We start from the raw sequence: 15,801 nt of genomic DNA, 5'->3' as shown, positions 1-15,801 counted from the left end.
CTGCTGGAGGAGATGGCGAGCGCGGTCACCGGCTGGTGCCGGCCAGCTCTGCTCAGCGGCGTCACGTGGAGGTCTTTTCGGACATTCTGGACGCCGGTGACATCGTCGACGACTGGACCACCAGCGCCGATGTGCAGTCCTCCAAGCCGGCGCCATCGCCCTCCATGACACCCCCGGCGACCTCGCGAAGGCACTGGACGACACCCCACTCGCCTGACGCACCCACCGTCGCCGGACCCGCCCGCTGCGGTGCCCGATACCGGCCGCGCGGTGAAAAGCATCTACCGTCCCACCCCCAAGGGAGTACCGCCACCGATGACCGCCAATGAGGCAGACCCCGCCACCGAGGCGAAGAGCACCCGCCCCGGGGCTCCCGCCGAGGCCGCGAGCGACGCACCCACCGGCAACCCCTTCCAGCCGCACCCCGCCCTCCCCGAGGGAATGGGCGATCTCGACCGCCGCGCGATCGACACCGTGCGCGTGCTGGCGATGGATGCCGTGCAGAAGACCGGCAACGGCCACCCCGGCACGGCGATGAGCATGGCCCCCACCGCCTACCTGCTGTTCCAGAAGTGGCTGCGCCACGACCCGGGCGATCCGAACTGGGCCGGCCGTGACCGCTTCGTGCTGTCGATGGGGCACTCGAGCCTCACCTTGTACATCCAGCTCTTCCTCTCCGGCTACGGCCTGGACCTGGCCGACCTTCAGGCGCTGCGCACCTGGGGCTCTGCGACCCCGGGCCATCCCGAGGTCAACCACACACCGGGGGTGGAGACGACGACCGGCCCGCTCGGCCAGGGCGTCGGCAACGCCGTCGGCATGGCGATGGCCGCCCGCCGCGAGCGCGGTCTGCTGGACCCCGACGCCCCCGAGGGCGAGAGCGTCTTCGACCACACGGTGTGGGTGTTCGCCTCCGACGGCGACCTGGAGGAAGGTGTCAGCGGCGAGGCGTCATCGCTGGCCGGCACTCAGGAGCTGGGCAATCTGGTCCTGGTCTACGACGCCAACCGGATCTCGATCGAGGACGACACCGACATCGCGTTCACCGAGGACGTCGGCAAGCGGTACGAGGCTTACGGCTGGCACGTGCAGCACGTCGACGACGGCGAGGACCTGGCCGCGGTCGACCGCGCGCTGGCCGCTGCCCGGGCCGAGACCGGCCGCCCGTCGCTGATCGTGCTGCACACGATCATCGGCTGGCCCGCGCCGAACAAGCAGAACACCGGCGCGGCCCACGGATCCGCGCTGGGCGAGGACGAGGTGCGGGCGACCAAGGAGATCCTCGGCTTCGACCCCGACAAGACTTTCGATGTCGACCCGGAGGTGCTCGAGCACGCACGCCGGGTCGCCGAGCGCGGCGCGCAGGCGCACGCGACGTGGCAGCAGCGCTTCGACGCGTGGCGGGCCGGCAACCCCGACGGTGCCGCGCTGCTTGAGCGGCTGTCCACCCGTCGGCTGCCGCAGGGTTGGGCGGACGACCTGCCGGTCTGGGACGCCGATCCGAAGGGCGTGGCGACCCGGAAGGCTTCCGGCGAGGTCCTCGCCGCCCTGTACCCGGTCCTTCCGGAGTTGTGGGGTGGTTCGGCCGACCTGGCGGAGAGCAACAACACCGCAGTCAAGGGGGAGGCTTCGTTCCTGCCCGAGAGCCGGCAGACCAAGATGTGGTCGGGCGGCCCGTACGGGCGCACGCTGCACTTCGGCGTCCGCGAGCACGCCATGGGCGCGATCATGAACGGCATCGCGCTGCACGGCGGGACCCGCGTGTACGGCGGCACGTTCCTCACCTTCTCCGACTACATGCGCGGTGCGGTGCGGCTGGCCGCGCTCATGCGGCTCCCGGTCACCTACGTGTGGACGCACGACTCCATCGGGCTGGGCGAGGACGGCCCCACCCACCAGCCCATCGAGCACTACGCGGCGCTGCGGGCCATCCCCGGCCTGGACTTCGTCCGCCCGGCCGACGCCAACGAGACCGCCGTGGCCTGGCGCACCATCCTCGAGCACAACGACCGCCCGGCCGGACTCGCCTTGTCCCGGCAGAACCTGCCCGTCTTCGACCGCACGCGGTTCGCGTCGGCCGAGGGCGTCGCCCGGGGCGGCTACGTGCTGGCCGAAGCCTCCAGCGGCAGTCCTGAGGTCATTCTGATGGGCACCGGAAGCGAGGTGCAGATCGCCGTCGCCGCCCGGGAGACGCTGGAGGCCGACGGCATTCCGACGAGGGTCGTGTCACTGCCGTGCTGGGAGTGGTTCGCGGCCCAGGACCGGGCCTACCGCGAGCAGGTGCTGCCGCCTGCGGTGCGCGCCCGGGTGAGCGTCGAGGCCGGCGTGCCCATGGGCTGGCGGGAGTTCGTCGGCGACGCCGGCCGCATCGTCGGCCTTGACCACTACGGCGCCAGCGCGGCCTACACCGTGCTGTACGAGCAGTTCGGGCTGACCGCGGACGCGGTCGTCGCCGCGGCCCGGGAAAGCCTTGCCGCCGCCGAGGCACCGTCGCCGGCCCCCGCCGGCCCGGACAGCGCCGGCGTCCCGCACGCCTCCACAGGCGATCGCTGACCCGCCGGTCCCTCGGCCTGGCCGCCCGGCCTGGCCGCCCGGCCCGGCCTGCCTGGCCCGGCCTGCCTGGCTCGACGCCCTCGGCGCGCGGCCGGTCGATACCGGTTCAGGACCCGCCCTCTGACCCCTTCGCCGTCTTCGAGTAGGCGTCGTGCCAGGCTGCTTTCGCCCCGGAGTCGCCGATCCGGTAGACGTCCACCACCGCCCCGGCCGCAACAGCCAGCGAGAGCACGCCCACGACGATCTGTACGGGCAGTGCGGACCAGCGCGTGCCGCCGCCCTGTTGCGGCTCCGCCGGAGCGCGCCGGCCCGTCCACCACACGACCGCCGCCAGCACGAACATGCCCAACGCCCAGGGCAGCAGGCCGTCGCCCAGCTCGGCGTGCCGGCGTACCAGGGCGTCGTCGTCCACGTGGCGTTCCAGCCACTCGCCGGCGTGCGTGGTCAGCGGCACGCTGACCAGGGCGACGAGGGCGAGCAGCGGCAGCAGAGGACCCAGCCGCCGCCGGGCGCGCGGCCACAGCGCGGCCGCGACCAATGCCAGAGCGGTCAGGGGTATCAGCACGACAACCACATGGACCAGCAGGACATGGCTGGGCAGACCGTTGATCAGGTTCATTCACGCGCTCCCGAGAGGGTGAGGGGCCCGTCAGCCTGGCACAGCAAGCTCTCAGTTGCCTCTCAATCGATCAAGCCGATGGGTCGCGTGCGCCCGGTCCCTCACGGTCGGGCCGGCCAGCCGTCGGCCACACCGCTGTCTGCTGGTCCGGCAGGCCGCGCGTGCCCGTCGTCGAAGCGGAGTGGAGTCGCTGCGCCGTTCCAGCCGTCCGGTGAGCGTGACCACACCGTCGTACACGGCGACTCCGGCGACGCGAGGGCTGAGCCGGAATGCGTCGAGCAGGGGTGCGAAGAAGACACCGCCTGGCGCGATTCCTCAAAAGGGGTTCTTCTCGAACATCCTCACCCGCGTCCCGGTCAGAGCCCCCAGCGTCGTGCCCTTCTCCGGCCCGAACCGTTCCAGCGGATCCCGCCACTGCACCCCCGTACGGACCCGGTACAGCACCCCGCTGACCACCCGGCGGTGATCACTCCACCGGCCCCCACGCGCACCACCACGAGGTGAGAGCGACCCCAGCCGCGCCCGGTCCGGGACCAACCGCGCCGTTCACAGCGAAGGGCGGGACATGCCGTTGATCGCGAGGCGCAGATCCGAGAGGATCGAGGACCGGCGACGCGACGGGCGTGCGCGTACGAAGACGCAGGGGGGCGGAAGCAGTGACAAGGGCTCGGGGCATCGTGTGGGTCGTGATCGGTGGTGCCGTGCTGCTGGCGTCGGCGTGCAGCGGGGGCGGCGGTGACGAGGGGGAGAGGGCCGCTCCGTCCCCGACGAACCTGGCCACCGCGACCTCGGCCGACCCCCGCCCCACCGCGACGACCTCCAACGAACTCGCGGCGTACTGCTACCCGCACGGCCCCGAGACGCTGCTCACGGGCCAGCCGGCCTACCGGGGCAAGGGGCCGCATCCCGTGCAGCTCGGCACCGACGACCCGTCGGGTGTTCCGGCCACGCAGGCGCCGCTCCCGTCGCCGGGCGAGACGGCGTCGGCCCCGCCGGTCGACACGTACCACCCCGATCCAGCGACGGTCCAGCTCATCGCCTGCGTCGCCAACGAGCACAAGGGCAAGCTCGTGACGACCTGCCGCTTCATGCACCAGGCCGACCACTACGTCCGCTACGTCCGGCAGGGCCAGTACACCGTCACGCTGTACGAAGCCAGGTCCGGCCGCAAGCTCGGCAGCACGAAGGTGAAAGGCGGCGACCGGTATACATGTCCGGCCCAGGAGTTCTTCCTTGACGGCCAGCCCCAGTCGAAGACCGAGTGGATATCCGCCGGCCTTCCGGCGTTCCGCAAGGCCCTGGCTCCCTGGGTGGACGCCACGAAGCCCTACTGATCTTTTCGTGAGTTGTGTGGGGTTGGGTGGATGGTGAGTCCGGTGGGTGAGGAAGGACCAGGGGAGTTGATCGTTCTGGTTGATGCGGCGAATGCCTTGCTCGGTGGCGTCGGCGACGTCTGCGAGGTGGTCATCGGCGGGGTTGGCGAGCTCGCGTTTCTTGAGCGACGACCACGGCAGCTCACCGAGTTGAACTCAGGCGCGTAAGCCGGTAATCGTCCAAGGGTCAGCCAGTGCTGTTCGGCGACCCAAACCTGCATGGTCCGGCTCCAGTGGGCGGACAGTCCGTCCCAGACCGCCACCAACGGCTCCCCGCGGTAGAACACCTTGAGCTGTTGAAGGATCTCGATCAGAGCGGCGGTGTCATAGAAGCGGGCTTGGACGGAGGTTCTCTCGTCGTCGGACACGACGTACTCATCAGGGCCCAGCCGGACACCCTCGAACGTGCGGGCATACAGGTCCAGTACACGCTGGGCCTTGGCCCGGAAGTCCGCGTCGCGGATGAAGATCCAGGCCCGGTACCGCCAGGGCTTGAGTGCATCCTCGCGCAACCGGCGGCGGATGATAGACGCAGAGACGGTCTCGGTGATTCCGCGAGCGGCCGGCTCGGCAGCCAACTCCGGGCACGACCGGCGCGCCAGCGGTACGCCGGTCTCGGCGGGAGCGGATCAGGGCGGCCAGGCGGTCGAGATCGGTGAGGCTGGCGGAGTCGGCCCGGACCGTGAACAACCGGGCACCCTGGTCGGACACCTTGTCCAGTTGTTCGGCCGCGTGGTCGAGGCGGGCATCGTCGCGGCCGGTGATGACGATATCGGCGCCGGCTTCCAGGAGCAGACGCGCGGTGGCCAAGCCCATCCCGCTGGTTCCGCCGGTGATCAGGACGACGCCACGCTCATCTCGGTGCCACGCCTGGAGCGCGACACCACCCTGCCCGCGTCGACCAAGACGGCCGCCCGGTAACCGTCCTTCTCCAGACTTTGCCGTGTCTCATGAGACATCGGCCCGTCGAAAGGCCCGGGGCCCGCGGTTGTGGAAGTGGGGCCGAATACGTCAGCGCCCCGTCGAGTTGCGCGACCAGACGGCGGTGCCCTCAGGGGGGAGCCGGGGCCGATTCGTCTCCGTGTACGTACAGCTTGACCGCCGACCGTGATCACGCACGGATTGACGCCTGCTGCCCGGGTTCCCAAGCTGGAGAAGGGGCTGGTGGAAGGGGCCGTGGTCGTGAGCGGTAGGCAGAGTGGCCTTTCCCAGCTGTTGACTGCGGCGGAGAGGGCGGCGCCGGTGGATGCCGTCGCGGTGGTCGCTGAGAACCTGCGGCGGCGTTTCGGGGCCACGGAGGTGTCGTTCCTCATCGTGGACCTGACGGGGAAGGCGGTGGCGCGGCTGGCTACTGCCGACGGTGTGGAGGGCGGGCGGGAAACGGAGCGGATTCCCATGTTCGGCAGCGTCTACGAGCAGGTGATCCGCACCCAGCGGCTGTATCAGGAGGCAACCGGCCAGGGACAGCGGGTGATCGTGCCCGTCAGCAACCGAGGGGATGCCATCGGAGTGCTGGAGCTGCTCCTGCCCGCCGATCCCGGTGACGAGGTCCTCGACGAGGTGGAAGAGGCCGCCCACATCCTGGCCTACGTGGTGATCGCCAACGGACGCTTCACCGACCTCTACACCTGGGGCAAACGCTCCAGGCCCCCCACGCTGGCCGCTGAGATCCAGTACCAGCTGCTGCCCCCGTCACTGTCGTGCGAGGCTGCGCAGTTCACTTTGTGCGGGCACTTGGAACCCTCCGAAGACCTCAGCGGTGACACCTTCGACTACGCGCTGGACCGCGACACTCTGCACGTGTCGGTGACCGACCCCATGGGCCACGACATCGATTCCGCCCTGGCCGCCACGGTGCTGGTCAGCGCCCTGCGGGGCGCCCGTCGGGCAGGAGCCGGCCTGGCCGAGCAGGCCCACCGGGCCGACCAGGCCCTGGCTGGCCACGGCCACGGCCATGCCACCGGGCAACTGCTGCGGATCAACCTTCACACGGGTCGGGCCCAGCTCGTGAATGCCGGACACCCCTGGCCACTGCGCATGCGTGAGGGGGCTGCGGAGGTGATCAGCTGCGAGGTGGACCATCCCTTCGGGCTGTCCGTGTCCGTGCCGCACCCCTACCGGGTTCAGGACATCGACCTGCGCCAGGGCGACCGCCTGGTCATGGTGACCGATGGCATGCTCGAACGTCATGGAGAGAAAGTCGACCTGCTGGCCTTGCTGGAGCGCACCCGTGATCTGCACCCGCGGGAGGCGGCGCTGACGCTGACGTCCGCGGTCCGGGACGCCGCCGGGGGCCGGCTCGTGGATGACGCGACCGTGATGTGCCTGGACTGGCATGGCACCCAGCAGACCGTGCGGCAGGCCGGCTCCGGCGCGGACACCCGGCAGGCTTCGGCCGGCCGCATGAAGCAGGAGCGGTGACCAGGGCGCTGCCGTGGACGGCGTGCTAGGAGTTCTTTGCCGTCCGGGCCCGATAAGCCGCGACCGTCGTCCGGCTCGCGCACGCGTTTGAGCAGAACCGGCGCGTCCGGTTCCGTGACTGGTCCACGAAGTAGTTTCCGCACCCGGCCGCGGCGCACCGCCCCAGCGTCACCGCCGGATCCCCGGCCACGACCAGGGCCAGCATGGCGGCGATCAGCTGGCCGACCCAGCGCTCGGCCGGGGTGCCGTTGCGGCTGAAGTGGATGTGCCGGCCGTCGAGGCCGTCATGGTCGGACAGATGCATCTCCGGCGGGTAATCGCGCAGCAGGCGGTGCACGGCTTCGGGGCGACGCCGTCGACCGACTGCGCCAGGGCCGTGCCGGCGCCGGGGAGCGGGACCAGGGGCTGCTCGGTGGCCGCGGCCCGGCGCTGGTCGGCGGTGCGTGGCTTCCCGGCCCGGCGGGGAGGAGCCTTCAGTTCGCCCGGGTGTTCATGGTCCCTCCTGCTCCCTTCTCGCCTCGTCGATGCCCCGCTGGGCCTCCTCCAGGGTCATGACGTGCTGGTCGCCGGGCCGGGCGATGACGAGGTGCGGGTTGTTCCCGTCGGTCCAGCCGATGTCGCAGCGACGCTGCTCGGTCATGGTGTCCTCACCTCCTCGTCGGTGCGGTCGGTGCGGTCGGTGCGGTTGACGCGTCCTCGGCGCGTCTGTGGTGCGGTGGCGGACAGGACCCGCTGGGTGGTCCTTGACGCGCCCCCAGCTTGGAAGAAGCAGGGGAGTCGGCCGCGCGGCATGCGGGGGACTGGGCGCCGTGCGGCATGCGGGATGGTGAGGCCGCGCGCGATGCAGGGCAGATCCGGCTGCCCGGTCGGCGAGACTCGCTTCGGCGGGGAGCAAGCACCATCCTCGGGTGCCCGGCTCCGGTTGTGCCGTGCCGATGTCGACTTGTGCCGTGCCGGTGTCGACAGGGTCAGCCGAGTTCGATGACGACCTTGCCGAACAATCCGCCGGCGGTCTGAGCCGTGTACGCGGCCGGGGCGTCGAGGAAGCCGATCCGGCGGTCGATCACCGGGTGGATGTCATGGGTCTCGACGTGACGCACAAGATCGCGGTGCATGGCCTCGCTGCCGACCGCGACGCCGCGGATGCGAGCCTGTTTGCCGAGCAGGGCGTACCCGTCCAGCGGCCCCCCGGTCGCGTCGAACAGGCCGAGGGTGGCGACCTCACCGCCCGGTGCGAGGGCGGCCAGGGCCTGGGCCAGGATGGACACGCCGACGCTGTCGACTACCTTGTCCACGCCTCCGGACAGCGCGAGGATCGCCTTGCCCCAGTCGTGTTCGGTCGTGCTGTTGACGTAGCCCGCAGCACCGAGGCGGACGAGGGCCTCACCCGCTGCGTCGTTGCGCACGGCCGCGTAGACCCGGGCGCCGGCGGCCCGAGCGAACTGCAGGGCGGAGAGCGCGACGCCACCGCTGCCGATGATCAGAACGGTGCTGTCCGAGGTGATCGGGTGGTCTCCGTACAGGGCGTTCCAGGCGGTCAGGGCTGCCACCGGCAGGGTGGCTGCCTCGGCGTGGTCGAGGTTGGCGGGGGCACGCATGATGCGCCGGGCCGGAAGGACGACGTACTCGGCGAGCACTCCGTCCTCGTGCAGGGCGCCCAGTCCCAGACCCATGGCGGCCGGCGGACGGCCGTCGCTCCAGTCGAGTACGTGCAGATTGGTGACGCGGTCGCCCACGCTCCAGCCCCTGACCCGCGGACCGACGGCGTCAATCTCCCCTGCGACATCCGACAGCGGGACGAGGTCCTGTGCCGGCAGTCGGCCGAAGGGGCCTTTGAGGATCAGTTGGTCGCGGTAGTTCATCGAGATCGCCCGGACGCGAACGCGGACCTCGCCGGGGCCCGGTACGGGCACAGGGGTCTCGTCCAGGACGAGGCCGGCGGCGTCGGTCGCGTCTGCGGGCAGTATCCAGCGGTTCATCAGCTGCGTGGGGACTGCGCTGTCGTTGGTGTGAAGGGAAGTCATGGGTCCCTTTCTACGAGGGCCGCGAAGAGCGGGCCAGGTCAGGATGAACCTGGTTACGGCAGGACCAGCCAGGGGTGCCCGGGGGCGCCTACGCTGGAGAAATGCCACGCGACCGCGCCGCGCTCGGAGCGTTTCTGCGTTCCCGCCGAGACCGCCTCACCCCGTCCCAGGCCGGCATCGAGCCCTTCCCCGGAGCCCGACGGGTGCCGGGACTGCGCCGGGACGAGCTGGCCGTAGCGGCAGGCGTGAGCCCGGACTACTACAGCCGCCTCGAACAGGGACGCCAGGCCAACATCTCTGCCGCCGTACTCGACGCGCTGGCCCGGGCCCTGCGGCTGGACGAGGTCGAACGCACCCACCTCCACGACCTGGCCGCGCCCACCACACCGCACCGGCCAGCGACCCCGCGCACGGCCCAGCGCCCCGATCCGGGGCTGCTGCGCCTGATGGACACCCTCCACCACGTCCCGGTGCTGCTGCTCGGCCATCGCGGCGAGGTTCTGGCCCGCAACGCCCTGCTGACGGAGGTCCTGGGCAGCCCACTGGAGCCAGGCACATCCTTCGTCCGTTACATGTTCCAGGACCCCACTGCCCGCGAGCGGATCGTCAACTGGTGCGACTTCGCCTCAGCCACCGTCGCCACCATGCGCCGCGAAACCGCCCGCCGCCCGCACGACCACCGCCTCACCGCGCTCATGGACGAGCTGCGCACCACCGACCGTGACGTCGCCCGATGGTGGGACGATCACACCGTCCGCGACTACGCGTCAGTGAGCAAACGTATCCAGCACCCCACCGCCGGTCCGATGTCCTTCGACATCGAGATCGTCTGCGCGCCTCACGAACCGGACCAGCGCCTTGTCGTCTACACCACCGAGCCCGACTCCCCCACCTCCCGCGTCCTGCCGATCCTGGCCAGCTGGAACGCCGTGTCCCGCCGCTGACCGGCCCGAACGCCCGATCGGGCAGAGCCGCCGCCGGCTGCCGGGCGGGTCGCCCGCGGGAGCCGCTACGGAGAGCACGAACTGTGCGTGATCTCCCGAGGGGACCCCGCTCGTTCGCTTCGCCCGCATCACCGGCGACTCCAGGGCGGCACGCCGCCGCTCGTACGGCCAGCCGGTCAGATCCGCATCCGCGTGGACCAGGTCGAAGACCACACAGTGTGCAGGCCACTGAGGCGGCGGCGACGGCAGCGGCCAGGGTCAGGCGAGCGGTTGCTTGGCCAGCGCGGCGAGTGGGGAGTGCCGGCCCTTCTTCACCGCGCGCGGTTGCTCCCCGTCGAGGGGGAGCCCGTCCGGCGGCGGTGGGCCGCAGGGCCGCCACAGTCCCGGTGCCCACTACACGATGGACAGGCGCACCGGGTGTTCACCGGCCGGTGCGGGGTGCGCATCGAGGGCCTGGCTCATGCCCCGATGACCCCGCACGAGGCCATCAGCGCCTTCAGCTGCCTCCGGGCCGTCCAGGCCGACGACACCGGTGCCGCCCGCGAGTTCGCCGGCGCCGAACCGCGGATGCCCGAGCTGCTCGTCGACGCCGCGGCGCGGATCGTCGTCCCGGTCACCGCGCTGCCCGGCCCGTCCGCAGGTGAGCCGTGCGCGGGCACCTTCGCCCTGGAAGCCGGGCCGGACACGGCCGAGGGCATCGCCCGCGCCGTCATCGACTTCGCGCAGCAGTTCCTCACCGAGGACCACGAGGACGCACCGAGGACCACGAGGACGCCACCGGCACCCTGCGCCAGCTGGAGGCCGCCGGCGAACGGCTTGGTGTCGGGCATGTCGGCTCCTCAACGTACGGGCCGCCCCGCTGATCGCTGCGGCGTCGAACCTGATGCTGGGGTTGCCGCCCTGTGGACGGAATCCGGCGCCGGCGGGGGAGAGCTCTCCCCCAGATTGATTGTGCTTGAGGACGACGCGCAGCTGGTTCTCAGATGACCAGGACCCGGCGCCCGCGTGTGTGACCGGCCTGGCTGTCGATGTGCGCCGCCGCGGCCTCGGCGAGCGTGTACGACTTCTCGACCGGGATGTGGAGCTTTCCCCGCGAGATGAGGTCGACGGCTTCGGCGAGCGCCTCCGGCACGCTCCCGGGTACGCCGGAGAATCGGACACCGAACTCGGGCGCGCTGAGATCGGCGATGGAGACCACCTTCTGCGGGTCCCCGGTCAGTTCGACGAGCTCGCGGATCACGCCCGAGCCGGCCAGGTCGAGGGCTGTGTCGACATGGCCGAGCTGCCGTACCCGCTCGACCCAGCCCTCGCCGTATGTCGTGGCGAGGGCGCCCAGGCTGCGTAGGTAGTCCTGGTTCGCTGCCCCAGCGGTCCCGATCGCCGTGATGCCGCGGTCGCGGGCGATCTGCAGCACCGCCGATCCGACTCCCCCGGAAGCGCCGCTGACCAGCAGCGTCTGCCCGGACCGCACACCGACCTCGCGGATGACGCGCAGCGCGGTCTCCACCACGGAGGGGTAGCCGGCCGCCTCTTCGAACGTCAGGCCCTCGGGCACACGGGCCCAGGCCGACAGCACGGCGAACTCGGCATACGTGCTCGCGCCTTCGCCGAACACGCGGTCGCCGACCTCGACCCCTTCGACGCCTTCACCGACCTCGTCCACCACGCCGGAGGCGTCGAGCCCGACTCCGGAGGGCAACTCGATCGGATGGGCCCCCAGGACCTGGCCTTCACGGAGCCTCCAGTCGACAGGGTTGACGCCTGCCGCCCGTACGGCGATGCGTATCTGGCCGGGGCCCGCGTGGGGCTCCTCGGCATCCATGAGTTGCAGAACGTCCGGACCGCCGAACTCGGCGAAGCTCACCTTCTTCATGCGGCGACCGTAACACTAACCGTTAGTGTTTTACACCTGTTATGGATTTGTACCTGATAGTGTGAGGGCATGACCGTGCCGACCGGACGACGTGAGCGCAAGAAGGCCGCGACCCGCCAGAAGATCGCTGATGCCGCCCTGCGGCTCTTCCTGGAGCATGGGTACGACGCGGTGGGCATCCGTGACGTGGCCGCCGAGGCCGACGTGGCCGTCACCACGGTCTTCTCCCACTTCGCCTCGAAAGAGGCGCTGGTCTTCGAACAGGACGAAGACTTCGAGCAGCGCCTCACGCGGGCGGTCACCGACCGGGCGCCGCACGAGCCGCTGATCCCCGCGCTGCGCCGCGAGATCCAGGCCTTGGTGCGACACTGCACGGCGGACAGCGCCGCCCCGGTCTGGCGCATGATCGACGCATCCCCCGCCCTGCGGGAGTACGAAGAGTCGATGCGGCTGCGCCACGCGGAGTCCTTGGCAACGGCCATCGCCGCCGATCCCGACCTGTCAGGGACCGCAACGGCATCCCGGGCGATCGCGAGGTTCGTGATCGACGCCTATTCGCTGGCCCGTGAGGCGGCCGATCCGCAGGCCGCGGTGGACGAGATCTTCCAGATGATCGAGGCGGCCTGGGCCGTCACCTGCCCCTCCGGAAGCTCCACCGGCACGGCCAGATCGTAGTCAGGACTCGACCCTGCCCCGCGCCGTTTCGCCGAACCCCAGCCACAGAGCGGATCGGTGGGCGAGCCGGCCTTGACCGTTCTGGCCGGTGACCGTGGTCGCATGGCCTTGCGGCGGTCGGGATGCGGCCGGCCAGCCCCTTCTTCGCGAGCGGCTGGCCACCGGCTACTGAACGTTGCGGGACCGCATATAGGCCCCCTCTGCCGACCCCTCCGTCACCCCTCCGCGCCCCGTCGCGAAGGGCCGGACGTTCCCGCAGGGCAGGCCAAGAACTCGACACAGCCCCGGTGGAGGGAGTTGCTGCAAGCGCTGGAGATCTTCCAAAGGGCGACGCCCGATCAGTCGGGAAGCCGGCCCGTCCGGACGACCAGCACGACAAGCTCACGCGGGACAACCGGCTCTGTTCACGAGTCGCGGCTCTGGCACGAGTTGTGTGATGGTCTCACGCAGAGTGACTGCGGCTGTGAGGGGGTCAGATCTGGTTTCCCGGGTGCCGGGCGTTCCAGGAGCTGATTAGTGCTGCTCGCTGGTCGTCGAGATTCACGACGTCTCCGGGGGGTGCCGGGGCGAAGATGTCGACTATCTCAGGGCCCTCGCCCTGCCGTTCGGAGTGGCGGACGTATGCCTGCCGGCCGTTGGTGAACTGTCGCAGCTGTCCGGAAGGGTGGACGTTGGGGCGGGCTCCCTGGCAGCACAGGAGGCGGCCGTCACGTTCGAGCTGTCGCCGGGCCTGGGAAAGGCAGTCGAGATAGTCGGTCCCGCTGAACTCTATGCGTGAGTGAGCATCGAGGAGCGCGATGAGAGCGGTGGAGGGATCACTGAGGCAGATGGTGACGTGACGCACCAGGCCAGCAGCGTCAACGGTCTGAAGGTCTATCTCCTCGGTCCACTTCGGCCGAGGAACGTCGCTGTCGTCAGTTGTGTCCTGCTCGGACCGGCTATTCATACCGACCATGATCTCTGCCGTTGGCAGGCCGGGGAAGCTTTACTCCGCCAGCAGGACGCGCTTGCGGAGGAGGGCGAAGCCGGCGCGGCCGAACATTTGGCGCTTGAGCATCTTGATCCGGTTGACGTGTCCTTCGACGACGCCGGAGCTCCAGGGCAGGGTAAGGCCCGCGATGACCGCGTCGCGGTCTCGGTCGATGCCGGCCGCGAGAGTGTGGAGGCTGGGAAGGTCGTCCTGGCGGACGGCGTCGAGCCACTGCGGGAGTCGTTCGCCCTGGCGCTCGGTGAGTATCTGGGCGAAGGATCGAACGTGACCGGTCAGGGCGTCGAGTTCGGGGCAGTTGGCCAGGACGGTCTTGAGCCGGAGTTGTTCGATCTCGGTCAGGGTCTCGGGTCGGCTGAGGATCCATTTCGTCACCACGCGGGGTGCCGGCGGTTGCGCGGTGACCGGCCGTGGCGAGGTGCGCTTCTCTCGCAGGTAGGCGCTGACCCGGCCGTAGCTGCCGCGATAGCCCAAGGGAACGATCTCTTCCCAGAGCTTCCAGGCGTTGGTGCAGCCCTCGTCCCATCGTTCGTCCAGATAGGGCTTGTACTCGTCGAGGACGGAGGTCCTGTTGTGCTGCCACTGGCCGCGGAAGAGGTCTTCCGGCTTCCCAGCGTCGGCGAGGGTCTTGACGGTGCGGTGGGTCATGTTCAGCTGGCGCCCGATGGAACGGCGGCTGTGGCCGGCTTCCAGCAGCGCGTGGACCGTGGCGTGCCTGGCTCGGACGCGGTTGGCGAAGCGCTCGCTCCGCCATGGAGAGTCCGTCTTCTCTTCGGGCGGCGCAGGTTCGTCGGCCTTCCGCTCAGGATCGGGGACCAGGACGCGAAGGCACTGGCGGTGGCGGGCGACAGCCCGCTCGGCGGCCTCCCCGAGGTTGTGCCACAAATGCCAGCGGTCGGCGACCTGCGTCGCCTGTGGTGCCCCGGCTGTGGCGCCTTCTGCGAAGAACGGCGCGCGGTCCCGGCAGACGATCTCGATCCCGGGTCGCTTCGCCAGCCATGCGGCCAGGCTGGACGCCTCTCGGTCAGGCAGCAGATCCACCGGCCGACGGGTCTCGACGTCGACGAGCACCGTGCCGTAGACCCGTCCCTTGCGAGTGGCGTACTCATCGACGCCGACTACCCGCGGGGCCGGGACTTCGGGTTCGGGCAAGGCACCGAGCAGCCGTAAGAGTGCGCTGCGGCTGATGGACACCCCGAAGGCCCGTGCCATCCGGGCGCCGGCCCGGCCGGCGAGGGCGAGCCCCACCGCGGCGAGAGTCGACCGCAACCGTTCCGTCCACCTGCTGTACCGCCGGGTCAGCCCGGGCAACTGCTCAGCGAACGTCTGCCGAGCGCACGAAGACTGCGGACAGAAGAACCGCCGAACTCGCAGTTGCAGGACCACCAGACGTCCCCCGCTCGGCACGTCCGCAGGAAACCGCAGGTAAGAGCTGTGCACCCGGGTCGACTCGCTTCCACAGTCCGGGCATGCCGCCCCGGCCGACGTACTGCTGACGTTGACGCGTATCGCCTCGTGGCTCACATCCAGCGACTGCACCGACACGTCCGCGATGGACGGTAACAGCAGGCCCTCCACGGGAGGCGATGTCTCTTCCACGACGCCGCACTGTCGACCACACCAAGATGGGCCCCGGTCGTTTTCAGGCAATTTCCCGAAGCCTTTTCGGAGCGGCGGCCGTCACTCAGCGTGCGCGCTTCACGGAAGTCGTGCCAGAACCCGAGTCGCGACAGCAGATGTATACCTCGCCGAGCAGCACGTAGACGGCTGCGTGTTCGATGTTCATGAGATGTGACAGTGGCCGTGGGGCGGTCGGCCGCCCTGTAGTCATCCACCGGTCGAGGACTGGACTCGATCACAGCCGAGTGGCCAGCCAGATGGTCACGGCCGCGGTAACGGTGAGCCCGGCGTTGAGTGTGATCCGGCGGTCCCCGCCAGTCAGGTGGACGCCGATCGCGCCGGTCTGCAGGAGTACGAAGCCGATGGCCGCGGCCGTCGCCAGCGAGGGAGCGATACCGGTCAGCGGCGGCAGGACCAGGCCGGTCGCGCCGAGTATCTCGACCGCCCCCAGCGCCCTGAGGGCAGGCAGGGGTATGCGGTCGACCCAGGTCATCATCGGTCGGAGTTGATCGCGGCTGCGGATCACCTTCAGCGTGCCGGCGTAGACGTAGAAGACGGCGAGCAGTCCCGCGACGATCCAATAGGCGATGTCCATGATTCCCGTTCATGGGCCACCGGCTCACGGAGACCCGTCGATTGCGTCGATTACCAGAAGGGCCACTGGTCAGGCCCGGTTCGTCATCCGAGGGACCCGGACACCGAAAGGTGGCA

15 protein-coding genes and 2 pseudogenes are annotated in these 15,801 nt (G+C 70.2%); 6 read left to right on the top strand and 11 right to left on the bottom strand.

All coding sequences use genetic code 11. The features are described 5' to 3' along the window. Nucleotides 1-315 precede the first annotated feature (315 nt). Nucleotides 316-2,553 (top strand): transketolase, encoded by a 2,238-nt coding sequence (gene tkt, locus ACZ5DC_RS32235; RefSeq protein ID WP_468658545.1) that lies wholly within the window; start codon nucleotides 316-318, stop codon nucleotides 2,551-2,553. A 106-nt stretch (nucleotides 2,554-2,659) separates the two neighbouring features. Here tkt and ACZ5DC_RS32230 read toward each other — a convergent pair whose 3' ends face one another. Both ACZ5DC_RS32230 and ACZ5DC_RS32225 read right to left on the bottom strand, forming a co-directional pair. Then, nucleotides 2,660-3,172 carry a DUF2231 domain-containing protein gene (locus tag ACZ5DC_RS32230; protein ID WP_468658543.1) on the bottom strand — a complete coding sequence of 171 codons (513 nt, stop codon included), beginning with the start codon at nucleotides 3,170-3,172 and terminating at the stop codon, nucleotides 2,660-2,662. Between the two features lie 378 nt (nucleotides 3,173-3,550). Further along, nucleotides 3,551-3,709, bottom strand: a pseudogene (locus ACZ5DC_RS32225) (transposase); the annotation flags it as partial. Nucleotides 3,710-3,858: 149 nt separating this feature from the next. Between ACZ5DC_RS32225 and ACZ5DC_RS32220 the strand changes: the two are divergent. Beyond that, nucleotides 3,859-4,506: a hypothetical protein gene (locus ACZ5DC_RS32220; RefSeq protein WP_468658541.1), complete on the top strand. Its 648-nt coding sequence runs from the start codon at nucleotides 3,859-3,861 to the stop codon at nucleotides 4,504-4,506. Here ACZ5DC_RS32220 and ACZ5DC_RS32215 read toward each other — a convergent pair. Both ACZ5DC_RS32215 and ACZ5DC_RS32210 read right to left on the bottom strand, forming a co-directional pair. Next, nucleotides 4,500-5,057, bottom strand: coding sequence for a transposase (locus tag ACZ5DC_RS32215; RefSeq protein WP_468658539.1), 558 nt, complete (start codon nucleotides 5,055-5,057; stop codon nucleotides 4,500-4,502). The genes ACZ5DC_RS32220 and ACZ5DC_RS32215 overlap by 7 nt on opposite strands. A 166-nt stretch (nucleotides 5,058-5,223) precedes the next feature. Further along, nucleotides 5,224-5,361 (bottom strand): annotated as a pseudogene (locus ACZ5DC_RS32210) (hypothetical protein); the annotation flags it as partial. A 426-nt stretch (nucleotides 5,362-5,787) separates the two neighbouring features. Between ACZ5DC_RS32210 and ACZ5DC_RS32205 the strand changes: the two are divergent. Further along, the gene (locus ACZ5DC_RS32205; protein WP_468658688.1) at nucleotides 5,788-6,966 is read left to right on the top strand and encodes a PP2C family protein-serine/threonine phosphatase; all 1,179 of its coding nucleotides are present in this window, start codon (nucleotides 5,788-5,790) and stop codon (nucleotides 6,964-6,966) included. 25 nt (nucleotides 6,967-6,991) lie between these two features. On the opposite strand, the gene ACZ5DC_RS32200 is transcribed toward ACZ5DC_RS32205, so the two are convergent. From ACZ5DC_RS32200 to ACZ5DC_RS32190, 3 genes are all read right to left on the bottom strand, one after another. Beyond that, nucleotides 6,992-7,303 (bottom strand): CGNR zinc finger domain-containing protein, encoded by a 312-nt coding sequence (locus ACZ5DC_RS32200; protein ID WP_468658537.1) that lies wholly within the window; start codon nucleotides 7,301-7,303, stop codon nucleotides 6,992-6,994. 153 nt (nucleotides 7,304-7,456) lie between these two features. Next, on the bottom strand, nucleotides 7,457-7,606 hold the full coding sequence (locus tag ACZ5DC_RS32195; RefSeq protein WP_468658535.1) for a hypothetical protein: 150 nt from the start codon (nucleotides 7,604-7,606) through the stop codon (nucleotides 7,457-7,459). 328 nt (nucleotides 7,607-7,934) lie between these two features. Next, entirely contained in the window at nucleotides 7,935-8,990 is a 1,056-nt protein-coding gene (locus tag ACZ5DC_RS32190; protein ID WP_468658533.1) for a zinc-dependent alcohol dehydrogenase family protein, read from the bottom strand. Nucleotides 8,991-9,091: 101 nt separating this feature from the next. On the opposite strand from ACZ5DC_RS32190, the gene ACZ5DC_RS32185 reads away from it, so the two are divergent. Together ACZ5DC_RS32185 and ACZ5DC_RS32180 are read left to right on the top strand one after the other, a co-directional pair. Then, nucleotides 9,092-9,934 carry a helix-turn-helix transcriptional regulator gene (locus ACZ5DC_RS32185; RefSeq protein ID WP_468658531.1) on the top strand — a complete coding sequence of 281 codons (843 nt, stop codon included), beginning with the start codon at nucleotides 9,092-9,094 and terminating at the stop codon, nucleotides 9,932-9,934. Nucleotides 9,935-10,402: 468 nt separating this feature from the next. Further along, nucleotides 10,403-10,921 carry a hypothetical protein gene (locus tag ACZ5DC_RS32180; RefSeq protein WP_468658529.1) on the top strand — a complete coding sequence of 173 codons (519 nt, stop codon included), beginning with the start codon at nucleotides 10,403-10,405 and terminating at the stop codon, nucleotides 10,919-10,921. Here ACZ5DC_RS32180 and ACZ5DC_RS32175 read toward each other — a convergent pair. Further along, nucleotides 10,914-11,807, bottom strand: coding sequence for an NADP-dependent oxidoreductase (locus tag ACZ5DC_RS32175; protein ID WP_468658527.1), 894 nt, complete (start codon nucleotides 11,805-11,807; stop codon nucleotides 10,914-10,916). The genes ACZ5DC_RS32180 and ACZ5DC_RS32175 overlap by 8 nt on opposite strands. A gap of 69 nt (nucleotides 11,808-11,876) precedes the next feature. Here ACZ5DC_RS32175 and ACZ5DC_RS32170 point away from each other — a divergent pair, with 69 nt between their 5' ends. Then, nucleotides 11,877-12,482, top strand: a complete 606-nt coding sequence (locus ACZ5DC_RS32170) for a TetR/AcrR family transcriptional regulator (RefSeq protein WP_468658525.1) — start codon at nucleotides 11,877-11,879, stop codon at nucleotides 12,480-12,482. 472 nt (nucleotides 12,483-12,954) lie between these two features. Here the strand turns inward: ACZ5DC_RS32170 and ACZ5DC_RS32165 are convergent, their stop codons facing one another. From ACZ5DC_RS32165 to ACZ5DC_RS32155, 3 genes are all read right to left on the bottom strand, one after another. Next, the gene (locus ACZ5DC_RS32165; RefSeq protein ID WP_148305720.1) at nucleotides 12,955-13,428 is read right to left on the bottom strand and encodes a hypothetical protein; all 474 of its coding nucleotides are present in this window, start codon (nucleotides 13,426-13,428) and stop codon (nucleotides 12,955-12,957) included. A 39-nt stretch (nucleotides 13,429-13,467) separates the two neighbouring features. Beyond that, nucleotides 13,468-15,069 carry an ISL3 family transposase gene (locus tag ACZ5DC_RS32160; RefSeq protein WP_468658522.1) on the bottom strand — a complete coding sequence of 534 codons (1,602 nt, stop codon included), beginning with the start codon at nucleotides 15,067-15,069 and terminating at the stop codon, nucleotides 13,468-13,470. 256 nt (nucleotides 15,070-15,325) lie between these two features. Then, on the bottom strand, nucleotides 15,326-15,685 hold the full coding sequence (locus ACZ5DC_RS32155; protein ID WP_468658520.1) for a DoxX family protein: 360 nt from the start codon (nucleotides 15,683-15,685) through the stop codon (nucleotides 15,326-15,328). Between the last annotated feature and the right edge of the window lie 116 nt (nucleotides 15,686-15,801).

The organism is Streptomyces sp. NPDC031445 (genome assembly GCF_055581365.1).
This window is presented reverse-complemented; position numbering and strand designations above follow the sequence as displayed.

Bases quoted from the DNA above. Each gene is read 5' to 3' on its own strand.
- tkt (WP_468658545.1), top strand. From the start codon at position 316: ATGACCGCCAATGAGGCAGACCCCGCCACCGAGGCGAAGAGCACCCGC.
- ACZ5DC_RS32230 (WP_468658543.1), bottom strand. From the start codon at position 3,172: ATGAACCTGATCAACGGTCTGCCCAGCCATGTCCTGCTGGTCCATGTG.
- ACZ5DC_RS32195 (WP_468658535.1), bottom strand. From the start codon at position 7,606: ATGACCGAGCAGCGTCGCTGCGACATCGGCTGGACCGACGGGAACAAC.
- ACZ5DC_RS32190 (WP_468658533.1), bottom strand. From the start codon at position 8,990: ATGACTTCCCTTCACACCAACGACAGCGCAGTCCCCACGCAGCTGATG.
- ACZ5DC_RS32185 (WP_468658531.1), top strand. From the start codon at position 9,092: ATGCCACGCGACCGCGCCGCGCTCGGAGCGTTTCTGCGTTCCCGCCGA.
- ACZ5DC_RS32180 (WP_468658529.1), top strand. From the start codon at position 10,403: ATGACCCCGCACGAGGCCATCAGCGCCTTCAGCTGCCTCCGGGCCGTC.
- ACZ5DC_RS32175 (WP_468658527.1), bottom strand. From the start codon at position 11,807: ATGAAGAAGGTGAGCTTCGCCGAGTTCGGCGGTCCGGACGTTCTGCAA.
- ACZ5DC_RS32170 (WP_468658525.1), top strand. From the start codon at position 11,877: ATGACCGTGCCGACCGGACGACGTGAGCGCAAGAAGGCCGCGACCCGC.
- ACZ5DC_RS32165 (WP_148305720.1), bottom strand. From the start codon at position 13,428: ATGAATAGCCGGTCCGAGCAGGACACAACTGACGACAGCGACGTTCCT.
- ACZ5DC_RS32155 (WP_468658520.1), bottom strand. From the start codon at position 15,685: ATGGACATCGCCTATTGGATCGTCGCGGGACTGCTCGCCGTCTTCTAC.